General features: G+C 65.3%; 17 protein-coding genes. 4 read left to right on the top strand and 13 right to left on the bottom strand.

The features are described 5' to 3' along the window. The first annotated feature begins 151 nt into the window (after positions 1–151). The 3 genes from BLV20_RS18920 to BLV20_RS18910 all read left to right on the top strand — a co-directional run bounded on the left by BLV20_RS18920 (position 152) and on the right by BLV20_RS18910 (position 2,360). On the top strand, positions 152–955 hold the full coding sequence (locus BLV20_RS18920) for a SirB1 family protein (protein WP_092304014.1): 804 nt from the start codon (positions 152–154) through the stop codon (positions 953–955). 68 nt (positions 956–1,023) lie between these two features. Further along, entirely contained in the window at positions 1,024–1,836 is an 813-nt protein-coding gene (locus tag BLV20_RS18915; RefSeq protein ID WP_175540228.1) for a class I SAM-dependent methyltransferase, read from the top strand. Positions 1,837–1,892: 56 nt separating this feature from the next. Further along, on the top strand, positions 1,893–2,360 hold the full coding sequence (locus BLV20_RS18910; RefSeq protein WP_092304010.1) for a GNAT family N-acetyltransferase: 468 nt from the start codon (positions 1,893–1,895) through the stop codon (positions 2,358–2,360). A 12-nt stretch (positions 2,361–2,372) separates the two neighbouring features. Here the strand turns inward: BLV20_RS18910 and BLV20_RS18905 are convergent, their stop codons facing one another. The 4 genes from BLV20_RS18905 to hmgA form a co-directional block, all read right to left on the bottom strand. After that, the gene (locus BLV20_RS18905) at positions 2,373–3,743 is read right to left on the bottom strand and encodes an MFS transporter (RefSeq protein ID WP_092304008.1); all 1,371 of its coding nucleotides are present in this window, start codon (positions 3,741–3,743) and stop codon (positions 2,373–2,375) included. Positions 3,744–4,055: 312 nt separating this feature from the next. Further along, on the bottom strand, positions 4,056–4,694 hold the full coding sequence (gene maiA / locus BLV20_RS18900) for a maleylacetoacetate isomerase (RefSeq protein WP_092304006.1): 639 nt from the start codon (positions 4,692–4,694) through the stop codon (positions 4,056–4,058). Positions 4,695–4,706: 12 nt separating this feature from the next. Next, on the bottom strand, positions 4,707–6,011 hold the full coding sequence (gene fahA, locus BLV20_RS18895) for a fumarylacetoacetase (protein WP_092304004.1): 1,305 nt from the start codon (positions 6,009–6,011) through the stop codon (positions 4,707–4,709). A 3-nt stretch (positions 6,012–6,014) separates the two neighbouring features. After that, entirely contained in the window at positions 6,015–7,319 is a 1,305-nt protein-coding gene (gene hmgA, locus BLV20_RS18890; RefSeq protein WP_092304002.1) for a homogentisate 1,2-dioxygenase, read from the bottom strand. 167 nt (positions 7,320–7,486) lie between these two features. Here hmgA and BLV20_RS18885 point away from each other — a divergent pair, with 167 nt between their 5' ends. Continuing rightward, complete coding sequence (locus tag BLV20_RS18885; protein WP_092304000.1) at positions 7,487–8,278, top strand: IclR family transcriptional regulator; 792 nt, start codon at positions 7,487–7,489, stop codon at positions 8,276–8,278. 458 nt (positions 8,279–8,736) lie between these two features. Here BLV20_RS18885 and BLV20_RS18880 read toward each other — a convergent pair whose 3' ends face one another. The 9 genes from BLV20_RS18880 to BLV20_RS18840 all read right to left on the bottom strand — a co-directional run bounded on the left by BLV20_RS18880 (position 8,737) and on the right by BLV20_RS18840 (position 19,606). Next, positions 8,737–11,280 carry a LuxR C-terminal-related transcriptional regulator gene (locus BLV20_RS18880; RefSeq protein ID WP_092303998.1) on the bottom strand — a complete coding sequence of 848 codons (2,544 nt, stop codon included), beginning with the start codon at positions 11,278–11,280 and terminating at the stop codon, positions 8,737–8,739. Between the two features lie 148 nt (positions 11,281–11,428). Next, entirely contained in the window at positions 11,429–12,796 is a 1,368-nt protein-coding gene (locus BLV20_RS18875; RefSeq protein ID WP_092303996.1) for a DUF1329 domain-containing protein, read from the bottom strand. 27 nt (positions 12,797–12,823) lie between these two features. Then, positions 12,824–14,617, bottom strand: coding sequence for a DUF1302 domain-containing protein (locus tag BLV20_RS18870; RefSeq protein WP_092303994.1), 1,794 nt, complete (start codon positions 14,615–14,617; stop codon positions 12,824–12,826). Positions 14,618–15,109: 492 nt separating this feature from the next. Further along, entirely contained in the window at positions 15,110–15,466 is a 357-nt protein-coding gene (locus BLV20_RS18865; RefSeq protein WP_092303992.1) for a hypothetical protein, read from the bottom strand. A 113-nt stretch (positions 15,467–15,579) separates the two neighbouring features. Then, positions 15,580–16,491, bottom strand: coding sequence for an SDR family oxidoreductase (locus tag BLV20_RS18860; RefSeq protein WP_092303990.1), 912 nt, complete (start codon positions 16,489–16,491; stop codon positions 15,580–15,582). Positions 16,492–16,708: 217 nt separating this feature from the next. Then, a complete protein-coding gene (locus BLV20_RS18855) occupies positions 16,709–17,611 on the bottom strand; it encodes an alpha/beta fold hydrolase (protein ID WP_092303988.1) in 903 nt (300 codons plus the stop codon). Next, the gene (locus tag BLV20_RS18850; RefSeq protein WP_092303986.1) at positions 17,611–18,393 is read right to left on the bottom strand and encodes a class II aldolase/adducin family protein; all 783 of its coding nucleotides are present in this window, start codon (positions 18,391–18,393) and stop codon (positions 17,611–17,613) included. Before BLV20_RS18850 ends, BLV20_RS18855 begins: the two co-directional genes overlap by 1 nt. Before the next feature lie 150 nt (positions 18,394–18,543). Further along, positions 18,544–19,230, bottom strand: coding sequence for an LrgB family protein (locus tag BLV20_RS18845; RefSeq protein WP_092303984.1), 687 nt, complete (start codon positions 19,228–19,230; stop codon positions 18,544–18,546). Continuing rightward, positions 19,220–19,606, bottom strand: coding sequence for a CidA/LrgA family protein (locus BLV20_RS18840; RefSeq protein ID WP_092303983.1), 387 nt, complete (start codon positions 19,604–19,606; stop codon positions 19,220–19,222). Before BLV20_RS18840 ends, BLV20_RS18845 begins: the two co-directional genes overlap by 11 nt. Between the last annotated feature and the right edge of the window lie 53 nt (positions 19,607–19,659).

The raw sequence follows: 19,659 nt of genomic DNA, 5'->3' as shown, positions 1-19,659 counted from the left end.
AGTATAGGCTTGTGCATGAAATTTGCTGGAGCGCGCGGGAATAAGCCGGACGCCTTTCCGGGCTTTAGGAAATAACCTGCTACGACATGTGTACGGCACTGGACGAACGCCTGCGACGGGGCTAAAAACGAGGCATTCGCTGGAGATTTCGATGAACCCGCGTCAAGCTTTTTTCGCCTGCCTGCAACAGTCCCCGCCCGCACTTTTCGAGGCGGCGCTGTGGATCGCCGCCGAACACGATAAAGAGGTTTCGCCCGAACAACTGCTGCAGGACTTCAAGGAACTGCAACAACGGGTCAGCGCCGGCCTGCCGTTGCTGCCGGTCAGTGAACTGGGCCAGCCCCTGCTGCGGCGCATGAACGACCTGGGTTTCCAGCAGGACGAATTCCTGCCGCTGCGCCCGCAGGCGGCGCTGCTGGACAGAGTGCTGCACACCCGGCGCGGGCAACCGCTGGCGTTGGGGCTGATCGCCCTGGAGCTGGCGCGGCGCCTGGAAATCCCCATGGTCGGGGTCAATTTCCCCGGGCACTTTCTGTTGCGCGTGCCCGGCGCCGACCACTTGCTCGACCCCTGCGGCGGGCGCCGCCTGTACCCCAACGACTGCCGTGAGCTGCTGGAGCGCCAGTACGGGCCGAACATCAAGCTGGCGTCCGAGCACCTGGCCACCGCCAGCCCGCAGCAGATGCTCCAGCGCCTGTCGCGCAACCTGCGCCAGTTGCACCTGAGCCACGACGACTACCTGAACGCACTGATCGATGCCGAACGGGTGCTGGAACTGGGCAACGGCAGCGCCTCCGACTACCTGGCCCGCGCCAGCCTCTACCAGCACCTGGACTGCCCCAACGCCGAACGCTTCGACCTGGAGCACGCCCTGCTGCTCAGCGAAGACCCGATCCAGCGCCTGCGCCTGACCGAACGCCTGGGCCACCTGCCGCCCAATAGCATCGTCCATTGATGGGGCGCTCTGCCTTCCATGCCACAATGCCCGGCGACAACTCTCCGTTTGCTTCAAGGATGAACAGCATGAACAGCGCCGAACGCTTTCTTCAGGACTTTCACCAACGTCGCCCCGGCACCACGCCGCCGGCTTTCTCCGGGCTGAGCCTGCCAGGGCGCGGTTCATCCTACGAGATGCTGGCAGCCACGCTCGCCACCGCTCAGCCTCGCGCACGGGTGCTGGACCTGGGCTGCGGCGACGGCTTCCTGCTGGATCTGCTGGCCAGGGCGTATCCCGAAGCGCGGTTGACCGGCGTGGACATGAGCGCAACCGAACTGCAGGCGGCCCGCATCCGCCTCGCGAACCGCAGCGTGCTGCTCAATGAACGGGCCCAGAGCCTATCGATTGCCACTGGCAGCGTCGATGCCGTGGTATCGCACCTGGCACTGATGCTCATGAGCGATATCGAACAGGTGCTGGGGGAAATCCATCGGGTCCTGGCCAAGGGCGGGCAATTCTCGGCCATCGTCAGCCGGGCCTTTCTGTTGGGCGAACCGGGCCTGCACTACTTGCAGGCCTTCCGCGCCGCCGCCCGACGCGACCAGCTCCGTCCCCTGCCCCTGGTGGATCCCCGTACTCAGTCACAAAGTGGATGGCGGACGCTGTTGGGCCACAGCTTCACCTCACTGCACTTCGAGGAACTGGACCTTGAATGGAAGCCTACCTTCGAAGAGCTCTGGGACTCATTGACAGAAACCTACGACCTGGATCGTCTGACACCCGCCAATCGCGCGTTGATGAAGAGCGAACTGCGCACGGCCACACAACCCTTGCTGCGGGAGGACGGCACGTTGCTGACCGGTTGGGGGCTACTGCTGATCCAGGCCAGGGCGGCATGACAGCCACGCCCGGGCTCCGCCAGGATGCTCGGTTCATACCAGGGAATGGGCACAGCATGCTGATCAGAAAAGCTCATGGCGACGACGCGCAACGCGTCTTCGTCATTCGCAACCAAGCCATCAACCACCAGTGCAGCGGCCATTACCCCGCCGCCGACCTGCAGGTCTGGACCGCCGGGAGCCTGGGGGACTACTTCATCGAAGTCCTGGAGAAGACCGGGCACGTAGCCGTCATCGACGGCCAGATCGCCGCCAGCGGCATGCTCGACCTGGAGTCGGGGCAGGTCGATGCGGTGTTTGTCGATCCCGCGTACATGGGCCGCGGGATCGGCCGGCAGATGATGGACTACCTCGAACAGCTGGCACTGCAGGCCGGCCTGCCGCACCTGACCCTGGATTCGACCCTGAACGCCGCAGACTTCTATCGCCACTGCAGCTTCGTCGGCGAGCAGGTTGCCCAGTACCATTCGCCGCGGGGCCTGACCCTGGCCTGCGTGCCGATGATCAAGCATCTGCCACGCTGAGCCCGCGCGTCTTCACGGTTTGAGCGGTGCCTGCAGTTCAGGGGCAGGCGCCGCGCCTGCCGAAGGTGCCTCGGACGGCGAGCGCACCTGGATGATCAGCAGCGCCGCAATCACCGCCGGAATCGCGCAGAAGAAGAAAATCTGCTGCACCGGGATGTGCATTGCCAGCAGCAAGCTGCCGAACAGCGGCCCGAGGATCGAGCCGAAGCGGCCGACTCCCAGGGCCCAGCCGGTGCCGGTGGCGCGGACGTGGGCCGGGTAGAAGTTGCTGGCGAAGGCGTTGAGGGTCAACTGGCCGCCGATGATGCAGAAACCCGCGGCGAAGACGAAGGCCACCAGGTAGCGCGGGTTGTCGTGGTTCAGGCCCAACAGCAGGGTGCACAGCGCGGCCCCGGCGAGTACCGCCGAGAGCAGCCGCACCTTGCGTTGTAGGCGGTCGGCGAACCAGGCCATGCAGATGGCCCCCAGGGTGCCGGCGAACAGGAACATCGAGGTCACCAGATTCGCTTCGTTGAGCCCCAGGCCGCTTTCCAGCAGCAGCGACGGCAACCAGCTGATCATGAAATACAGTAGGATCAGGCTGACGAAAAAGGTCGACCAGATCAGCAGCGTCGGGCGCGCATAACCGTGGCGGAACAGCTCGAGCACCGTGAGTTTGCTGCCCTGCCCGGCGTCGTTCTGCGCCCCTGAGGCAGGCGGTGGCTGCCAGCCCGGCAACATGCGCGCGGTGACTTTGCGCAGGCGTGTGTAAGGCGGCTGATCGCGCAGCAGGCGCGGCAACGATTCCGGGAGGAACCAGGCCAGGAACGGAAACAGCAGCAATGGCGTGACGCCACCGGCGAGGAACACCGCCTGCCAGCCGAAACTGTCGATAAACCCGGCGGCGACAAACCCGCCGGCCGCGCCGCCGAAGGAGAAACCGCAAGCGGCCAGGGTGACCATCAGGGTCCGCAGGCGCGGCGGCGAATATTCCGACATCAGCGCCATGGCGCTGGGCATCGCCCCGCCCATGCCGATGCCGCAGATAAAACGCGCGACCATCAGGCTGTTCAGCGAATCGGCGAAAACCATCAGCACGGTGAGGCTGGCGTAGATCAGCACGCAGGCCAGCAGGATCCGCCGCACGCCAAAACGGTCCGCCAGCGGTGTCACCGCCAGCGAGCCCAGGGTCAGGCCCAGCAGGTTGGCGCTGAACACCGGGCCGAACGCGGCTTTCTCCAGGCCCCAGTCCTGGGCCAGGGCCGGCACCACATACCCCAGCACCTGGGCGTCATAGCCGTCGGTGACCAGCAACAAGGCCAGGAGCAGAAGAAGCAACCACTGATAACGCGACACGGGACGGGCGTCGAGCGCCGCCCGAAAGCTGGCAATCTGATTGTGCATCGCAAGGTACCTGCTGTTTTTTATCGTTATGGGAGCCGCACCTCCGGACGGGCACGGTTGATCTTTAGCCCCTGCCGCTGGCTGCGATGGTCCGGACCACGCTGGTCGCAGGCCCTCCGGCGCCCTCAGGAGCGGCGCCCGCTGCGCGGTCGTGCGCAGCCTCGCGTTGCTCGGCAGCGGCTACAGGCGTAACCCACGCAACACAGTCGATGTAGCCGCTGCCGCAGGCTGCGATCGCCTCGAAGAGGCGTGGATCTTCAGACAGCTGAAGGCCTTCGGCCTTATCGCAGCCTGCGGCAGCGGCTACACAGGTCAGGCGGGCGTATCGGGCTGATTGGCCGGATGGGCCTGCTGGAACGCCGGATGCTCGGCGGCCAGGGCGGCGACCCGGCGAATCCGCGGATAGGCGTCCAACGACACCTTGAAGCGCTCGGCCGCGTACAGCTGGGGAATCAGGAAAGTGTCGGCCAGGCCCGGTTGCTCGCCGAAGCAATAGCCCTGCTCGCCGATCAACTGCTCGACCGCCGCCAGGCCATTGCCGATCCAGTGGCCGATCCATTCCAGCACCCGGGCGTCGTCATAGCCCCACTGGCGCAACAGGTTTTGCGTGCCGGAGTTGTGCAACGGATGGATATCGCAACCGATCAGCAACGCCACCGCCCGTTCGTGGGCACGGGCCGCCAGCGCTTTGGAGAGCAACGGCACCTGTGGATAACGTTCCTCGAGGTATTCGATGATGGCCAGCGACTGGATCAGCAGCTCGCCCTCATCGGTGCGCAAGGCCGGCACGCGACCTTGCGGGTTGATCCGCAGGTATTCCGGCTGGCGGTGGGCACCGCCGGCGGGCACCAGCAGGTTGACCGGCAGCGCCTGGTAATCCAGGCCCTTGAGCGCCAGCGCGATGCGCACCCGGTAGGAGGCGGTCGAACGGTAGTAGGTATAAAGCTCCATGACGCACACCTCTTAACGGGCAGGCAGGATTTTGCCGCGGCATTCGCCGAAACCGATGGACGCAAAACCCTCGCGACGGCAGCGACCGCGCAGGATGATTTCGTCGCCGTCCTCGAGGAACTTGCGCACTTCGCCGGACGCCAGCTCGATCGGTTTCTTGCCGCCCTCGGTGATTTCCAACAGGCTGCCGAACTGGCTGCTGTGCGGGCCCGACAGGGTGCCCGAGCCGAACAGGTCGCCGGCCTGCAACTGGCAGCCGTTGACGCTGTGGTGGGCGACCATCTGCGCCACGGTCCAGTACATGTACTGGGTGTTGCTCAGGGTCAGGCGATGAGCCGGCAGGCCCTGCTCGCGCATCGCCTCGGTGAGCAGCAGCACTTCCAGCTCGATGTCGAAACCACCGGCGGCCTGGTCGCGCTTGTCCAGCAGGTACGGCAGCGGTTGCGGATCGCCCTCCGGACGCGCCGGCTGGGCCTTGCGGAACGGTTCCAGGGCTTCGGCCGTCACCACCCACGGCGAGATGCTGGTAATGAAGCTTTTCGACAGGAACGGGCCCAGCGGCTGGTATTCCCAGGCCTGGATATCCCGCGCCGACCAGTCGTTGAGCAGGCAGAAACCGGCGATATGCTCGGCGGCGTCGCCGATGGCGATCGGCTCGCCCATTTCGTTGCCCTGGCCGATCCAGATGCCCAGCTCCAGTTCGTAGTCCAGCCGCGCGCAAGGGCCGAAGGTCGGCTCGCTCTGGCCGGCAGGCAGGGTCTGGCCCTTCGGCCGGCGAACGTCGGCGCCGGAGGGGCGAATGGTGGAAGCGCGGCCGTGGTAACCGATCGGCACGTATTTGTAGTTCGGCAGCAGCGGGTTGTCCGGGCGGAACAGCTTGCCGACGTTCTGCGCGTGCTCGATGCCGACATAGAAATCGGTGTAGTCGGTGATTTTCGCCGGCAGGTGCATCTGGCAATCGGCGGCCAGGGGCAGCAGTTTCGCGCCCTGGGCTTCAATCTTGCCGCACAGGCTGCTGCCTTCGCCGAGCAGCTCCAGCAGGCGTTCGCGCAGGGCGACGCGGGCCGGGCGGCCCAGCTCGAAAAAGGCATTCAACTGGCCGCCACGGGTGGCTTCCACCGCAGCCTTGGCAGCGCCCTCGAACAGCCCGGCATCCAGCGCCGCTTCCAGGTCGAAGATGTGCTCGCCGATGGCCACGCCGCTGCGCGGCGCCGAACCCTGGAGGCTGAACACCCCCAGCGGCAGGTTCTGCAACGGGAAGTCGGCATGGTCGTTGGCGGAGGCAACCCAGCTGCGGGTGACGGTTGGCTGATTCATGGGTTATCTCCGGTTCGGGTTGAAGGTGGCGGGCAGCGAGGCCCAGCAAGCGTCATAGTCGTTCTGCAATTGCGGGCATTCCAGGGCGAACTGGCTCGGGCGCAGCACCTGGCTGGTCTCGAACATGAAGGCCATGGTGTTGTCGATCTTCGTCGGTTGCAGCTCGGCGTTGATGGCCTTGGTGCAGCTTTCGCCATCCGGGCCATGGGCGCTCATGCAGCTGTGCAACGAAGCGCCGCCGGGCACGAAACCTTCGGCCTTGGCATCGTAGGCGCCCTGGATCAGGCCCATGTATTCGTTCATCAGGTTGCGGTGGAACCACGGCGGACGGAAGGTGTTCTCGGCCACCATCCAGCGCGGCGGGAAGATCACGAAGTCGAGGTTGGCCAGGCCGTGCACGCTGGTGGGCGAGGTCAGCACGGTGAAGATCGACGGGTCCGGGTGATCGAAGCTGACGGTGCCGATGGTGTTGAAGCGGCGCAGGTCATATTTGTACGGCACGTTGTTGCCGTGCCAGGCCACCACGTTCAGCGGCGAATGATCCAGTTCGCAGCCCCACAGCTCGCCGAGGAACTTCTGCACCAGGGTGGTGGGCTGCTTGAGGTCTTCGTAGTGGGCGACCGGGGTCAGGAAGTCCCGCGGGTTGGCCAGGCCGTTGCTGCCGATCGGCCCCAGGTCGGGCAGGCGCAGGGGCGCGCCGTGGTTTTCGGCAATGTAGCCGCGGGCCTGCGGGTCCAGCAGCTCGACGCGGAATTTCAGGCCGCGAGGCAACACCGCGATCTCCAGCGGCTCGACCTCCAGCACCCCAAGCTCGGTGGCGATGCGCAGCCGGCCCAGCTCGGGCACCAGCAGCAACTCGCCGTCGGCATTGAAGAACACCCGCTCCATGGAGCGGTTGGCGCGATAGGTGTAGATGCTGATCCCGGCGGGTTTCTGCGCAGCCGAATTGGCGGCCATGTTCACCAGGCCGTCGATGAAATCGGTCGGCTCGCTGGGGATATCCAGCGGGTTCCAGCGCAAGCGGTTGGGCGTGATCTCGCCCAGCGGCCCCCCCGCCAACTGGCGGCCCAGCTTGACGAACGCCGGGTGGTTGGCCGATGGCTGGATGCGGTACATCCAGGTGCGCCGCGCTTCGCTGCGAACCATGGTGAAGGCGGTGCCGGAAAAGAGTTCGGTGTAGAGGCCGTAAGGGGCTTTTTGCGGGGAGTTCTGGCCGATGGGCAAGGCGCCTGGCAGGGCCTCGCTGGAAAACTGGTTGCCGAAGCCCGACTGGTACGCAAGCCCGGACGCCGTGGAATCGAGGTTCATGGAGCCTCCTGGAAGTGGAGTTGGCAGCGGCCTGCGACTCCATTGGGAAGAGCTCTGGGCACGCCTGCGTTATTTTTATCGTAATCCAATTACGTATAACGTAATTTGATTGGTATTGACCGTCAAGCTATAAAGACGCCCATTCGTCCCGGGATCACACCGCCTCCATGGAAAAGCCGCGCAGCACCAGCGACAGCAACGGTAAACAGAAAGTCCGCTCGGCCGAGGTCGGCACCGACATCCTCAAGGCGCTGGCCGAGCTGTCGCCAGCCACCTCGCTATCGCGCCTGGCCGAACATGTGCAGATGCCGGCAAGCAAGGTCCACCGATATCTGCAGGCGCTGATCGCCAGTGGTTTCGCCGAACAGAACACCGCCACCAACCACTATGGCCTGGGCCGCGAGGCCTTGCGGGTGGGCATGGCGGCGCTGGGCAGCATGGACGTGTTGAAGGTCGCCGCCCTGCCCCTGGCCGAGCTGCGCGATGAATTGAACGAGACCTGCTTTCTCGCGGTATGGGGCAACCAGGGCGCGACCGTGGTGCATATCGAGCCGGCCGTGCGCGCGGTGACGGTGGTCACGCAACTGGGCTCGGTGCTGCCGCTGCTCAGCTCGTCCACCGGGCTGGTGTTCGGGGCCTATTTGCCGAGCCGTGAAACCGTCGATTTGCGCGAGCAGGAACTCAAGGCCCACGCGCCCCATGCGCTGGCGGACGACCAGGCCTATGCCGGCCTGTGCGAACAGATTCGCCAGCGCGGCCTGCATCATGTGCATGGCCTGTTGATGCCCGGGGTGGATGCCTTGTCGGCGCCAGTGTTCGACGCCACCGGCAAGATCGCCGCCGTGCTGACAGTGGTCGGCCCGACCTCGCTGTTCCACGCCGACGAAAACGGCCCCGCGGCGCAACGTCTGCTGGCGGCGTCCCAGGCGGTGAGCTGGCGCATGGGTTACCAACCCTAGACGCGGGTCCATCCAATCGTCAGGTTTACGGCCGCTACGCGACCGATCGCAGGCTGCGCCAGCGGCTACAAGGCCTGTAGCGCTGGCGAAGGCTGCGATCGGTGGCGTAGCCGTCGTCAGAAGACCCACGCCATTTGATGAGGGACCGCGTCGCCAGGGTTTACGGCCGCTGCGCGACCGATCGCAGGCTGCGCCAGCGGCTACAAGGCCTGTAGCGCTGCCGGAGGCTGCGATCGGTGGCGTAGCCGTCGTAAAAAGACCCACGCCATTTGATGAGGGACCGCGTCGCCAGGGTTTACGGCCGCTGCGCGACCGATCGCAGGCTGCGCCAGCGGCTACACAATCCTGTAGCCGCTGCCGGAGGCTGCGATCGGCGGCGTAGCCGTCGTCAAAGCGGGCCGCGCGGTTTGGCGGGAGGCCGCGTTGTCAGGTTGGCGGCCCTGATATCTGTCCGACCACTACATCAATCCCAGCGCCTTGGCTTTGGCGACGGCCTGGGTGCGGCGTTCCACTCCGAGTTTGCTGTGAATGCGCCGCGCGTGGGTTTTCACGGTGTGCAGGGAAATGAACAGCTGCTCGGCGATCTGCTGGTTGGAGCTGCCCAGGGCAATCAATCGCAGCACTTCCCGTTCCCGCTGGCTCAGCGGACTTTGGCCGTCCGCCGGGGGCGACATCGGTGGTTCGGCCTCCGCCAGCGGCTGGGCGTCGAACATCCGCGGCTGGCGCAGGCGCAGCTCATGCAGCGCTTGTTGCAGGTGGCAGCGCGCCCCCAGCTCCAGGCCATCCTGCAGCGCACTGGCGGACAACGCCCGGTCCCCTTGCAGATAGGCAACCTCGGCCAGCGCCAGGTGCAACTCGGTCTGCAGGCACAACATGCCCCGTTGCCGGGCCTGTTCGAGCAGGCGCTGCAAGTTTGTCACCGGTGCCTCGGCGCGTTGCAGATACACCTCGGCCAGCACCAGCAGGTATTCGACACGCGGGATCAGCTCGAGGGTCGCCGGTGGTGCCTGGCGCGCCTGCGGCCCGCGAAAATGACGCAGCAACCGCCTCAAGGCTTCATGGGCCAGTTCCGGCCGCCCCTGCTGCAACCAGAACAGGCTGCTGACCTGCAGCAACACGCCGCGGTACACGGTCTCCGGGATCTGCCGTTGCTGCATCAGCCGCTCGGCATCGCGCAGGCGTACAAACGCGTGGGCGTAGTCGCCCTGGTTGGCGGCCAGAAACGCCTGCCCGAGAAACCCGTACAAGGCGCGCTTGTCGTGACTAAGCAGGCACAGCTCGAGGCCGACCCGAAAATGCTCGGCAGCCTGTTCCGCCTGCCCCAGGCGCAGGGCCAGGCGTCCTTGGCGCAAGGCGATACGTCCGAGCAGCGGACCGACCCGGTAAGCCTGGCGGCTCAACAAGCGCTGCACATCGTCCAGCAAGCTCTGCGCTCGGTGGGGCGCCCCTCGCTGCTCCAGCAACTGCGCGTGGTCCAGTTCCAGCAGCGCTTCGAACACCAATGAATGCTGGGCCCGAGCCAGGCACAGCGCCTCGCGGCTGAGCACTTGCGCCAGCTCCAACTCGCCCCTGAGCAAGGCTTGCTGGGTCAGGCCCGAAAGGCACAGCAGACGGGTCGGCCAGGCACTGGCGGAGAGCTCGGTCAGCGCCTCGAGAAAATGCCTTCGCGCCGGTTCCATCAGCCCTTGCAAATGCAGCAGCCAGCCCTGCTGCGCCTGCCAGCGCGCCACCAGCTGGCGCTGCCCGGAAGCCGACGGCTGCGGCGTGAAACGGGCCATCTGCGCCACGCAGGATTGCGCCGGGTCGAAACGCCCGGCGAACAGCAAGGCCGCCGTCAACAGGCCCACCAGCTGCGGGCTGCCGAGCAGCAGCTCATCGCCCTGCTGTTCATAGAGACGCAGCAGCAACACCACGTTCTGCTGCTCGAACAGCTGCTCGAAACTGAAGTGCTGCAACAGGCTGGCCGCGACTTCGTATTCCTGCGCCAGCAAGGCCTGCTCGAACGCCGCCTGCCAGTCTTCCTGGGCGGTAAACCACTGGCAGGCGCGGCGATGCCAGGAGCGCCCCGCCGGCCAGGGTTCGTCGCGCATCAGCCGGGCCAGGGGCGCGAACACTTGCAGCCACTCCGGCGATGCGTCCCAGGGTTCGATGAAGCAGCCCAGCTCCTGCAATGTCCGCAGGTATTGGGCGCCCTCCCCGGCGCCGAACAGGTGCTCGCACAGCGGCGCATTGAAGCGCGGCAGGTGCGCCAGCACATGCCAGACCTCGGACAGCTCCGCCGGCAACACGCTGAACAGCTCATGCTCCAGGTATTCCAGCAAAGTGTTGGGCCGCCCCTGCCGGCATGGCACGGCCGTCAGGTCGCTGCCTTCGAGCAGGGCGATGCGCACCCCGGCGCACCAGCCGGCACTGCGCTGGAAAATCCGGCTGGCGGTGTGGATCGACAAGGGCTGCGGCAGTTGTTGCAGCAACTGCTCGATGTCCGCCTGGGTGAAGGCCAGCTCCGGGCCCGTGCATTCGTAGAGCTGGTCGTCGAGCAGCAGCCGCGGCCAGTTGCATTGCGGCCGGCGGCGGCCGCCCAGCCACCAGGTCAACGCCGGGTTGCTGATCGCCAGCAAGCGGTCGAGCAGCAGGTCCAGCTGCGGCGCGGCGACCCGGCAGTAATCGTCGAGGAACAGCCAGGTCGGCGCCCGCACCTGCGCCAGATGGTCCAGCACGGCCGCCTCGTCCGAGGCTTCCAGGCCCAGGGCCCGCGCCAGTTCGCCACACAGTTGCAGCGGTGTCCGCGCTGCCCCGGCCAGGGGCAACCAGCACACCCGGCACCCGGACGGCGCCTGCAACAGGCATTCGGCGAGCAAGGCCGTCTTGCCGCTGCCGGCGGGCGCACAGAGCAGTTTCACCCGGGCGGGCGATGCCAGGAGCGGGGCACTCAAACGGCTGCGGGACAGGTGATGGGACGACAAACGGGGCAGGAATCCAGGACAGGGGGTCATGGCGGTCATTGCGGCGTGCCTTTTTATAGTTTTAGCCTGCGTGCCCCCACCCTAGCCTTGTCGACCCTGCTTGTTGAGAAGTATTCAGCAGGCTGATCCGCGCCCATAAAAAAGGCGACCGGTCGGTCGCCTTTTGCCATCGTTGGTCTTCGCAGCCTTAACGTACGCCACTCGCGCGCAGGGCGGCCGGGGTGTAGTCGGCGGCCTTGGCGGCAAAACCGAACTCGAAGCTGTGCTTCTCTTCGTTCTTCATCCCCAGGGCGAGGTAGCGCCCGGCGATGATGTCGTACAGCGCTTCGAGGGTGTAGGCCGGCACCTGATGGTTGTAGTAGAACTGCGCGTGCCCCTCGGCCACCCGCCACAGCTGGCCGCGACCGTCGTAATGGTCGACCAGCGCCACCTGCCAGCTGTCCTCGTCGATGTACATGTGGCGCTTGGCGTAGATATGCCGCTCGCTGGGCTTGACCGTGCCGACCACTTCCCAGACCCGGTGCAGCTCGTAGCGGGTCAGGTCCTGGTTGATATGCCCGGCCTTGATGATGTCGTCGTACTTGAGGCTCGGCGAATCCAGCTTGTAGCTGTTGTAGGGGATGTACATCTCCTTCTTGCCCACCAGCTTCCAGTCGTAGCGGTCCGGCGCGCCGGAGAACATGTCGAAGTTGTCCGAGGTGCGCAGGCCGTCGGCGGCGGTGCCCGGCCCGTCGTAGGCCACTTGCGGGGCGCGGCGCACCCGGCGCTGGCCGGCGTTGTAGATCCACGCCAGGCGCGGCTCCTTCACCTGGTCGAGGGTTTCGTGCACCAGCAGCACGTTACCGGCCAGGCGCGCCGGGGCGGTCACCGCCTGCTTGAAGAAGGTCAGCACGTTGGCGCCTTTTTCCGGGTCCAGGTCGGGGATCTGCTGCGGCACCGCCACTTCTTCCTCGAAGCGGATCGGCGTGTAGCTGCCGTTGGTCTGCGGCGTGGCCTGGGTGATGATGCGCCGCAGGTTGCCGCCGCGATAACGGGTGGTGTGGTTCCACAGCACTTCCACGCCGTTCTTCGGAATCGGGAAGGCGTAGTAGCGGTTGCCGGTGAAATTGGCCAGGCCGTTGCCCTCGTTGATCGAGGTGACGTTCAGCGCGCTGCGCTTGGCCGACGCGTAGATGTCCGCCGGCAGGCCGACCGTGCGATGGCTCGGGTAGACCGGGATCTTGTAGGTTTCCGGATAGCGCTTGAACATCGCCACCTGGCCGTCGGACAGCTTGTCCTTGTATTTGTCGACGTTGGCCGCGGTGATGGTGAACAGCGGCTTCTCACTGGCGAACGGGTCGGCGAGAAAGCCCTTGGCATCCACCGCCCCGGCGTTCTTGCCGATACCACCGGTCCAGGCCGGAATCGAACCGTCGGCATTGCCGGCCTTCTGGGCGCCAAGCGGGGTCAGGCTGGTGCCGAGCTGCTCCGCTTCCTGCGGGGTCACCGCCGCCATCACGTTGACCGCCAGCAGGGTCAGGGCCAGGGCACTGCATTGCAAAATCGTCTTGCGCATAGGGTTGTCCATCCTGTCGAGGCCTGATCAGAAGTTCACGCCGAAGCTCAACGCGAGGAAGTCGCGGTCTTCGAGGGTGTTGTAGTCGCCGCCGAAAAAGTCGGTGTAGCTGAGGCTGGCGGTGTAGGTGTTGCGGTAGTCGGCATCGACCCCCAGGCTCACCGCCTTGGCGCCTTCGTTGAACAGGCCGTTGGGCCCGTAGCCGTTGACGTCGTGGGACCAGGACAGGTTGGGCTTGAGGTTGATCCCGCCGATCACGTTGTTGTAGTCGAGGATCGCCCGCGCGCGATAACCCCAGGAGGTGGCCGTGACGAAGCCGTCGGTATCGCCGCCAAAACCGTACTGGCCGTAGACCGAATCGCGGCCGTAGCGCAGCTCGCTTTTCGACTCCAGGCCACCGACGTGAACGATCGCCGCCTCGCCCACCAGGGTCAGGCGGTCGGCGCCCAGCACCTGATCGAAGAACTGCGTCAGGGTGCTTTGCAGCTGGGTGATTTCCTTGCGCCGGTAACCGGTGTTGTCGGCGCCCGCCGAAGTCCGCACCGGCGACGCCAGGCCGCCGGCGATCGGGTTGACCAGGGCCAGGGTCAGGTCGTTGGTGTTGACCTGCACCGGAGCGTTAGGCCGGTAGCTGATCTCGCCGGTCCAGGCCGTGCCGGTGGGCAGCGTGGTGGAAAAGCTGGCGCCATACAGGCGGATGTCTTCCGGGTATTCGAGGTAGTACTGGCCGCGACCGAGCATCACGCTCTGGGCCAGCGCCGAGCCGCTGCCCGGGGCGATGCGGTTGGCGGTGCCGACGATCCCGGGAATGCTCGCCAGCGTGCTGCTTGGCGCGGTGATGGTGCCGACCGTCGGGGTGCGGGCGTGGTAGTTCATGAAATACAGCCCGTATTCGGTGTCGTCGCCCAGCCAGCGCAGGGCGGTGCCCCACTGCCCGGAATCGCGGGCATCGCGGTCGCCGGCGCGGCCGATCACCACGCCTTCGGGAGCCACGGTGAAGCCCTGGCCGAACGCCGCGGCAATCGGTTGCAGCGGCCGGATCGCCGGGCTGCCGACGGTGTAGCCGCTGGTGCAACCGTCCGCCACCACGTCGTTGCCAAAGAACGTGCCGCAGTTGTCGACGACGGTCTGGTCCCACTCCAGCTGATAGAAACCTTCCACGGTCAACTGGTCGGTCAGGCCCTGGGAAGCGAACAGCATGTTCACCGGGATCAGGCCTTCCTTGATCTCGGCACCCGGGCGGCGGAACGCCGAGACGTCGATCGGGTTGATGCTGTTGATCGAGTTGCCGATGAAGGTACTTTCGCCCCAGCTCACCACCTGCTTGCCGGCGCGCACGGTGCCGGGCAGATCGGCGATGGAATAGTTGTGATAGACGAAGGCGTCGAGGATCTGCCCGCCGGACGACTTGGCGCCTTCCTTGCGGTTGTGGTCGCTGATGGGCTTGAACTCGCGGTCTTCGTCCTTGAGTTCGAAGTCGTACCAGTATTTGCCACGGACGAAGACGCCGGTGTCGCCGTACTTCAGTTCAAGGTCGTGGATGCCCTTGAAGATCTTCGAGAAGGTCTCGCCCTTCTTGAAGTTCAGGCGCCCGTCGTCGCCGGTGGAAGACTGCCCGCGCCCGCCGTTGGCGACACCCACCAGGTCCTTGTCGGCATCGCGCATGCCCCAGCTGGCACCGATGGACAGCGAAGAATCGAACTGCCCCTCGATCTCGCCGATGTTGAATGAGACGGCCTGCGCCTGGGCGCAGCAGCCCAAGGCCACCGCGACGGCCAGCGTCCGCGGTTTGAAGATGGCGCGCATTGTTGTTTTTGTCATGCGTCTTCCCCGGTGAGTGACAGAAGGCCTCACCCTACTGCCGGCGCACAGGAGCGATAAGCGCACCAAGGAGGTATTCGCGTTGTCGCTCGAAAGGATGAATGCCCCCTTCGGCCGGGCCTTTGCGCGCTGCATCGACGGGCTGGATGGGCGGGTATCAGGTAGATGGATTGCGCCCTTGCGGGGCACGCCGGGGCGGCGCGCACCACTGTTGCCCATGCTGTAACAGTCCTTGTCCCGAATCGCTATTTTTCATTGCCCGGCCAGCCCTTATTCTGGCCCCGCTCTCACGGCAAACAGCCACGCAGAGTCGCCCAGGGGTGTGGTCACGCCACCTTGGGGCAAGAGGATTCAGAAGGTTTGAAGCAACGATTTCAGATCTTCACCGGGTGTTCACTGACGTTGATTTGTTGCTCCTTGATCTAACGTCTTCCTTCGGCCGCTGCCTTGCAGCGGCCTTTTTTATGCCCGCCGTTTTGCCGCAGGAGCCTTTCAGCCTTTGGGCTCGTCGGGCTCGCAGTGGAAGCGATGCAACAGACGATGGGCCACCGGCGCCAGGATCAGGCCGAAGGCGGCGACGAACACCAGGTTGGTATAGAGGCCGTAGCTGGCGAAGAACAGCTTGCCCCCCGCCGTGGCGGGCATGACCGCCGGCCCGATGCCGCCCAGGACCATGGCGGCGTTGAACAGGGTGTCGTACCCGCTGATATCCGGCTCGAAATACCAATGCCCGGCCATCCCCAGCATCAGCGAGACGCCGATCAGGCCCAGGGTGGCGAGGATGTGCAGAAACAAGCGGCGCAGAAACAGCAGGCGCGATAACAGCGGCTGGGTCCTGGATTCGTACATGGGCTGCGGTCCTTATGCGGTCGATGTTCGACGAGCATAGTGAGCAACGCATAAGGCGTACAGCCGCGCGGGGCGCGGCTGCAGGGGGGCGTGAAATGCGCCGGGGGGATCCTTCAGATCGTGTATTTCTGCAGGTTCTGCATCATCTCTTTCAAGGCTTCGATGTTGTCCTTGGGATGCGCCGCGCCTTCGAAGTCGCAGATCTGCTGCCAATGGGCGGCAACGTCTTCCGGGGAGAACCCTTCGCGCGGGTCGAAGCCCAGGCCCAGGCTGCGCTCCCAGCGCACCTTGCCCATCCAGCCGCCGCCGACTTCGAACAGGCCGGAGGTCTCCTGGCAGTTCTCGCTGCCCAGGTACACCACCAGCGGGCTGACCAGCTCCGGCTTGAGCTGCTCGAACACCTGGGGCGGGATCAGCCCTTCGGTCATGCGCGTGCCGCCGGTCGGCGCAATGGCATTGACCAGGATGTTGTTCTTGCGGCCTTCGATGGCCAGGGTGCGGGTCAGGCCGTAGAGGCCGAGCTTGGCCATGCCGTAGTTGGACTGGCCGAAATTGCCGTAGATGCCCGAAGTGGACGCGGTGAAGATCACCCGGCCATAACCCTGCTCGCGCATGTGCGGCCAGGCGGCGCGGGTCACCTTGTAGGCGCCTTCGACATGGACGCGGTACACCAGGTCCCAATCGGCGTCTTCCATCTTGTGGAACGTCTTGTCGCGCAGGATGCCGGCGTTGTTCACCACCACATCCACCCGGCCGAAGGCATCCAGGGCGTGCTGCACGATCTTGTCGCCGTCGGTCACCGAATCGTGGTTGGCCTCGGCGATACCGCCGGCTTCGCGAATCTGCGCCACCACCCGGTCCGCCGCCGAGGCATTGGCGCCTTCGCCCTGGGTCGAGCCGCCCAGGTCGTTGACCAGGACTTTCGCGCCGTGCCTGGCAAACAGCAACGCATGGGCCTGCCCCAGGCCACCGCCGGCACCGGTGACGATCACGACTTTATTCTCGAAGCGCACAGACTCACTCATACCGAACTCCCACAGGCCAGATGGACAACAGACGGACAATGGCTTGGAGTGTCAGGCACGCGGCTGGCGGTCACAATAAACACGGCAGGGGCTGAATGGTGCGCAATAAGGCAGGGGGATGATCAAGCGGCGGCGATGACGCCGGGCGCAGGCGTACCCAGCTACACAAGCCAGGGGCCGCAGCACTGCAATAGCCGCGGGCAACGCGGGTTTTATCTCAGGAGCAGGCCAGCTTTCGCGGTGGAAACTCCAGGCTTTCGCGAAAGGCCAGGTAGTGCTTGAGCACCTGGACCGGGGCCTCGGTCTGCGGGTAGTGGCCGATACCGGGCAGCAGCACGGTATCCGAGGCGGGGATCAGTTCGCAGTAACGCTCGACCATGTGCGCCCCGGAAATCGGGTCCACGGCGCCATCGATCACCCGCAGCGGCACCTCGCCGCGCTGCATTGCCGCCACCCAGCGATCGCGCTGCACGCGGCGCTCGGGAATGTAGGCGATCAGCTTGTGGAGGATCCGCGGGCCGTTATTGGCCTCCACCAGGCTCCAGAAGTCATCCAGCACGCTTTCGCTGGGCCGGGTCTGCGGGCCGAAAATCTGGCTGAAACTCTTGGCCAGGCCCTCACGGCTGAAGACACGACCGAGCATCCAGCCCAGCGGACTGAGCAGCAGCTTCTGCGTCAGCACTGGGCGATGGGTTTCCGGGAACAGGCCGCCGTTGAGGAACACACAGCTAGCCATGTTGCAACGCTCTTCGTAGTGTCGGGCGAGCATTTCCTGGGCGACGCTGTCGCCATAGTCGTGGGCCAGCAGATGCACGGGGCCATCGACCCCCAGGTGCTCGAGCAAGGCCTGCTGCAGATCGGCCTGCTCCAGCAGGCTGTATTCGTGGCCCCGCGGCTTGGCCGAATCGCCAAACCCCAGCATGTCGCAGGCGATCACGCGATAACGCTGGGCCAGGGGCTGCCACAGGTAATGCCAGTCCCAGGCGGCGGTGGGAAAACCATGGATCAGCAGCAGCGGCTCGCCCTGCCCTGCGGTCCAGTAGCGAATGGTGTGGCCGCGAAACACGAAGTCATGTCCGCGCTTGCGCCACACGCACAGAGGAATCTCGGCCATAGGCATCAGATTTTATAACCCGCGTCTTGTTTATCGAGTTTGCGCAGCAGGGCCGGCCATGCCAGCGCGCCGCCCATGCCTTGAGCGCTTTTGGTGACCCCGGCGATCATCGCCTGGGCCCCGGCCAGGATCTGCGGTTCGATGGCGATCAGCTGCGCCGCACCGTTCTGCGCCAGCACCTGGATCTCGCAGGCGCGCTGGAAGGTGAACATCATCAGGAAGGTATCGGCGATGGTGCCGCCACAGGTCAGCAGGCCGTGGTTGTGCAACATGAGGAAATTGCAGTCCCCCAGGTCGGCCTGCAGCCGGGCCTTTTCCTCGTGGTTCAGGGCCACGCCTTCATAGGCGTGATAGGCCAGGCTCGACAGCACGAACAGCGACTGCTGGCTGATGGGCAACACCCCTTGCTGCTGGGCGGACACCGCGACCCCGGCCGCGGTATGGGTGTGCAGCACGCACGCCACATCGTGCCGCACCTCATGCACGGCGCTGTGGATGGTGTAGCCGGCCGGGTTGATCTCGTAGGGGCTGTCCATCAGCTTGTTGCCGGCCTGATCGACCTTCACCAGACTCGAAGCGGTGATCTCATGGAACATCAGGCCGAACGGGTTGATCAGGAAATCTTCGGTGCCAGGAACCTTGGCGGAGATGTGGGTGAAGATCAAATCGTCCCAGCCATGCATCGCCACCAGGCGGTAGCAGGCGGCCAGATCGACGCGGGCCTGCCATTCGGCGGCGCTGACCTGGTCTTTCACACTCGATGTCGACTGAACGGAGGATAGGCTCACGGCAAGGACCTCAGTGACGGCAGTTTTTATTATTTTTTCAGACGTGGAGTCAGTCTAGTCAGCCGTCAGGGATCGGGTAGTTGCATTGGCAGCCAGCTTACTGACCGAACGGGTCAGTGGTCGGTTTAGTTGCAATCGCCTCCCCGATCGTCAAAGCAACGACGCCAATAAAGGAGCGGCGAACAGGTTCAGCAGGCCCGTCAGGACCATCACCAGCCCCGCCACGGAGCCCTCTTCGCCACCGACTTCATGGGCGCGGCTGACCCCGGCGCCGTGGGCCCCCACCCCGAACAGAGCCCCACGGGCCAGGGCGCTGCGCAGTGGCAGCCACTTGAGCAGGACACCGCCGAGCATGGCGCCGAACACCCCGGTGAACATCACGAACACCGCCGTCAATTCCGGCACGCCGCCCAGGTCATGGGCCAGCGGCATGGCAAAGGGGGTGGTGATCGAACGCGGCACCAGCGACAGGGTCACCGAGCTGTCCAGGGCCAGCAACCGGGCCAGCCCAAAGGAGCTGGCAATCGACGCCGCGCTGCCCGCCAGCATGCCCAACAGCAATGCCGACCAATGGCGCATCAACAGGTGCCGCTGCTGCCAGATCGGCACCGCGAAGGCCACGGTGACCGGCCCCAGCACCAGCATCAACCAATGGGTGTTGGCGGCATATTCGGCATAGGCGGTGTGCAGCGGCACGGCGATCGCCAGCAGCAGCGCCGGCACCAAAATCAGCGGCGACAGCAGGTAGCGCCCGGTGCGCCGATAGATCCAGCGGCTGAACAGATAGGCGGCAAGGGTCAGCAGCAGCCAGAACATCGGCATGGGCTCAAGCGTCATGGCGCATTCTCCAGCGGCACACCCATTCCACGGTGAACGCGGTGACCAGCATCACCATCAGCGTACTGACGCCAATCACCAGGAGGATGCGCCAGCCGTCCTGGCGCAGCAGGCCGCCGTAATCGAGCAGGCTCATCAGCGCCGGAATGAAGAACAGCAGCATCTCGGCCATCAGCAGGCCCGCGCCCAACTGCAACGCCGCCGGCTTGACCCAGCCCAGGGCGAATGCCAGCAACAGCAGGGCCAGCCCGATCACCCCGCCTGGAATCGGCCAGGCCAGCCATCCGGCCAGCTGGCAGCCGAACAGATAGATGGCCAGCAACACCGCCAGTTCGGATAACAGGCGCGCCAGGTGTTTAAAGGTGGAAGCGTTCATGGATTCAGTCCTCGCAGGCCTGCATTTTATGCAAGGGCCTGCCATCACCGAAG

This window comes from Pseudomonas sp. NFIX28 (genome assembly GCF_900107395.1).
In the GTDB taxonomy this organism is placed as follows: domain Bacteria; phylum Pseudomonadota; class Gammaproteobacteria; order Pseudomonadales; family Pseudomonadaceae; genus Aquipseudomonas.
This window is presented reverse-complemented; position numbering and strand designations above follow the sequence as displayed.

What these genes read in the sequence shown, in the direction of transcription:
- BLV20_RS18840 (WP_092303983.1), bottom strand. Translation starts at nt 19,606, where the DNA reads ATGAACGCTTCCACCTTTAAACACCTGGCGCGCCTGTTATCCGAACTG.
- BLV20_RS18875 (WP_092303996.1), bottom strand. Translation starts at nt 12,796, where the DNA reads ATGCGCAAGACGATTTTGCAATGCAGTGCCCTGGCCCTGACCCTGCTG.
- BLV20_RS18870 (WP_092303994.1), bottom strand. Translation starts at nt 14,617, where the DNA reads ATGACAAAAACAACAATGCGCGCCATCTTCAAACCGCGGACGCTGGCC.
- BLV20_RS18910 (WP_092304010.1), top strand. Translation starts at nt 1,893, where the DNA reads ATGCTGATCAGAAAAGCTCATGGCGACGACGCGCAACGCGTCTTCGTC.
- BLV20_RS18920 (WP_092304014.1), top strand. Translation starts at nt 152, where the DNA reads ATGAACCCGCGTCAAGCTTTTTTCGCCTGCCTGCAACAGTCCCCGCCC.
- BLV20_RS18905 (WP_092304008.1), bottom strand. Translation starts at nt 3,743, where the DNA reads ATGCACAATCAGATTGCCAGCTTTCGGGCGGCGCTCGACGCCCGTCCC.
- BLV20_RS18845 (WP_092303984.1), bottom strand. Translation starts at nt 19,230, where the DNA reads ATGACGCTTGAGCCCATGCCGATGTTCTGGCTGCTGCTGACCCTTGCC.
- BLV20_RS18865 (WP_092303992.1), bottom strand. Translation starts at nt 15,466, where the DNA reads ATGTACGAATCCAGGACCCAGCCGCTGTTATCGCGCCTGCTGTTTCTG.
- BLV20_RS18885 (WP_092304000.1), top strand. Translation starts at nt 7,487, where the DNA reads ATGGAAAAGCCGCGCAGCACCAGCGACAGCAACGGTAAACAGAAAGTC.
- maiA (WP_092304006.1), bottom strand. Translation starts at nt 4,694, where the DNA reads ATGGAGCTTTATACCTACTACCGTTCGACCGCCTCCTACCGGGTGCGC.
- BLV20_RS18860 (WP_092303990.1), bottom strand. Translation starts at nt 16,491, where the DNA reads ATGAGTGAGTCTGTGCGCTTCGAGAATAAAGTCGTGATCGTCACCGGT.
- hmgA (WP_092304002.1), bottom strand. Translation starts at nt 7,319, where the DNA reads ATGAACCTCGATTCCACGGCGTCCGGGCTTGCGTACCAGTCGGGCTTC.
- BLV20_RS18915 (WP_175540228.1), top strand. Translation starts at nt 1,024, where the DNA reads ATGAACAGCGCCGAACGCTTTCTTCAGGACTTTCACCAACGTCGCCCC.
- BLV20_RS18880 (WP_092303998.1), bottom strand. Translation starts at nt 11,280, where the DNA reads ATGACCGCCATGACCCCCTGTCCTGGATTCCTGCCCCGTTTGTCGTCC.
- BLV20_RS18855 (WP_092303988.1), bottom strand. Translation starts at nt 17,611, where the DNA reads ATGCCTATGGCCGAGATTCCTCTGTGCGTGTGGCGCAAGCGCGGACAT.
- fahA (WP_092304004.1), bottom strand. Translation starts at nt 6,011, where the DNA reads ATGAATCAGCCAACCGTCACCCGCAGCTGGGTTGCCTCCGCCAACGAC.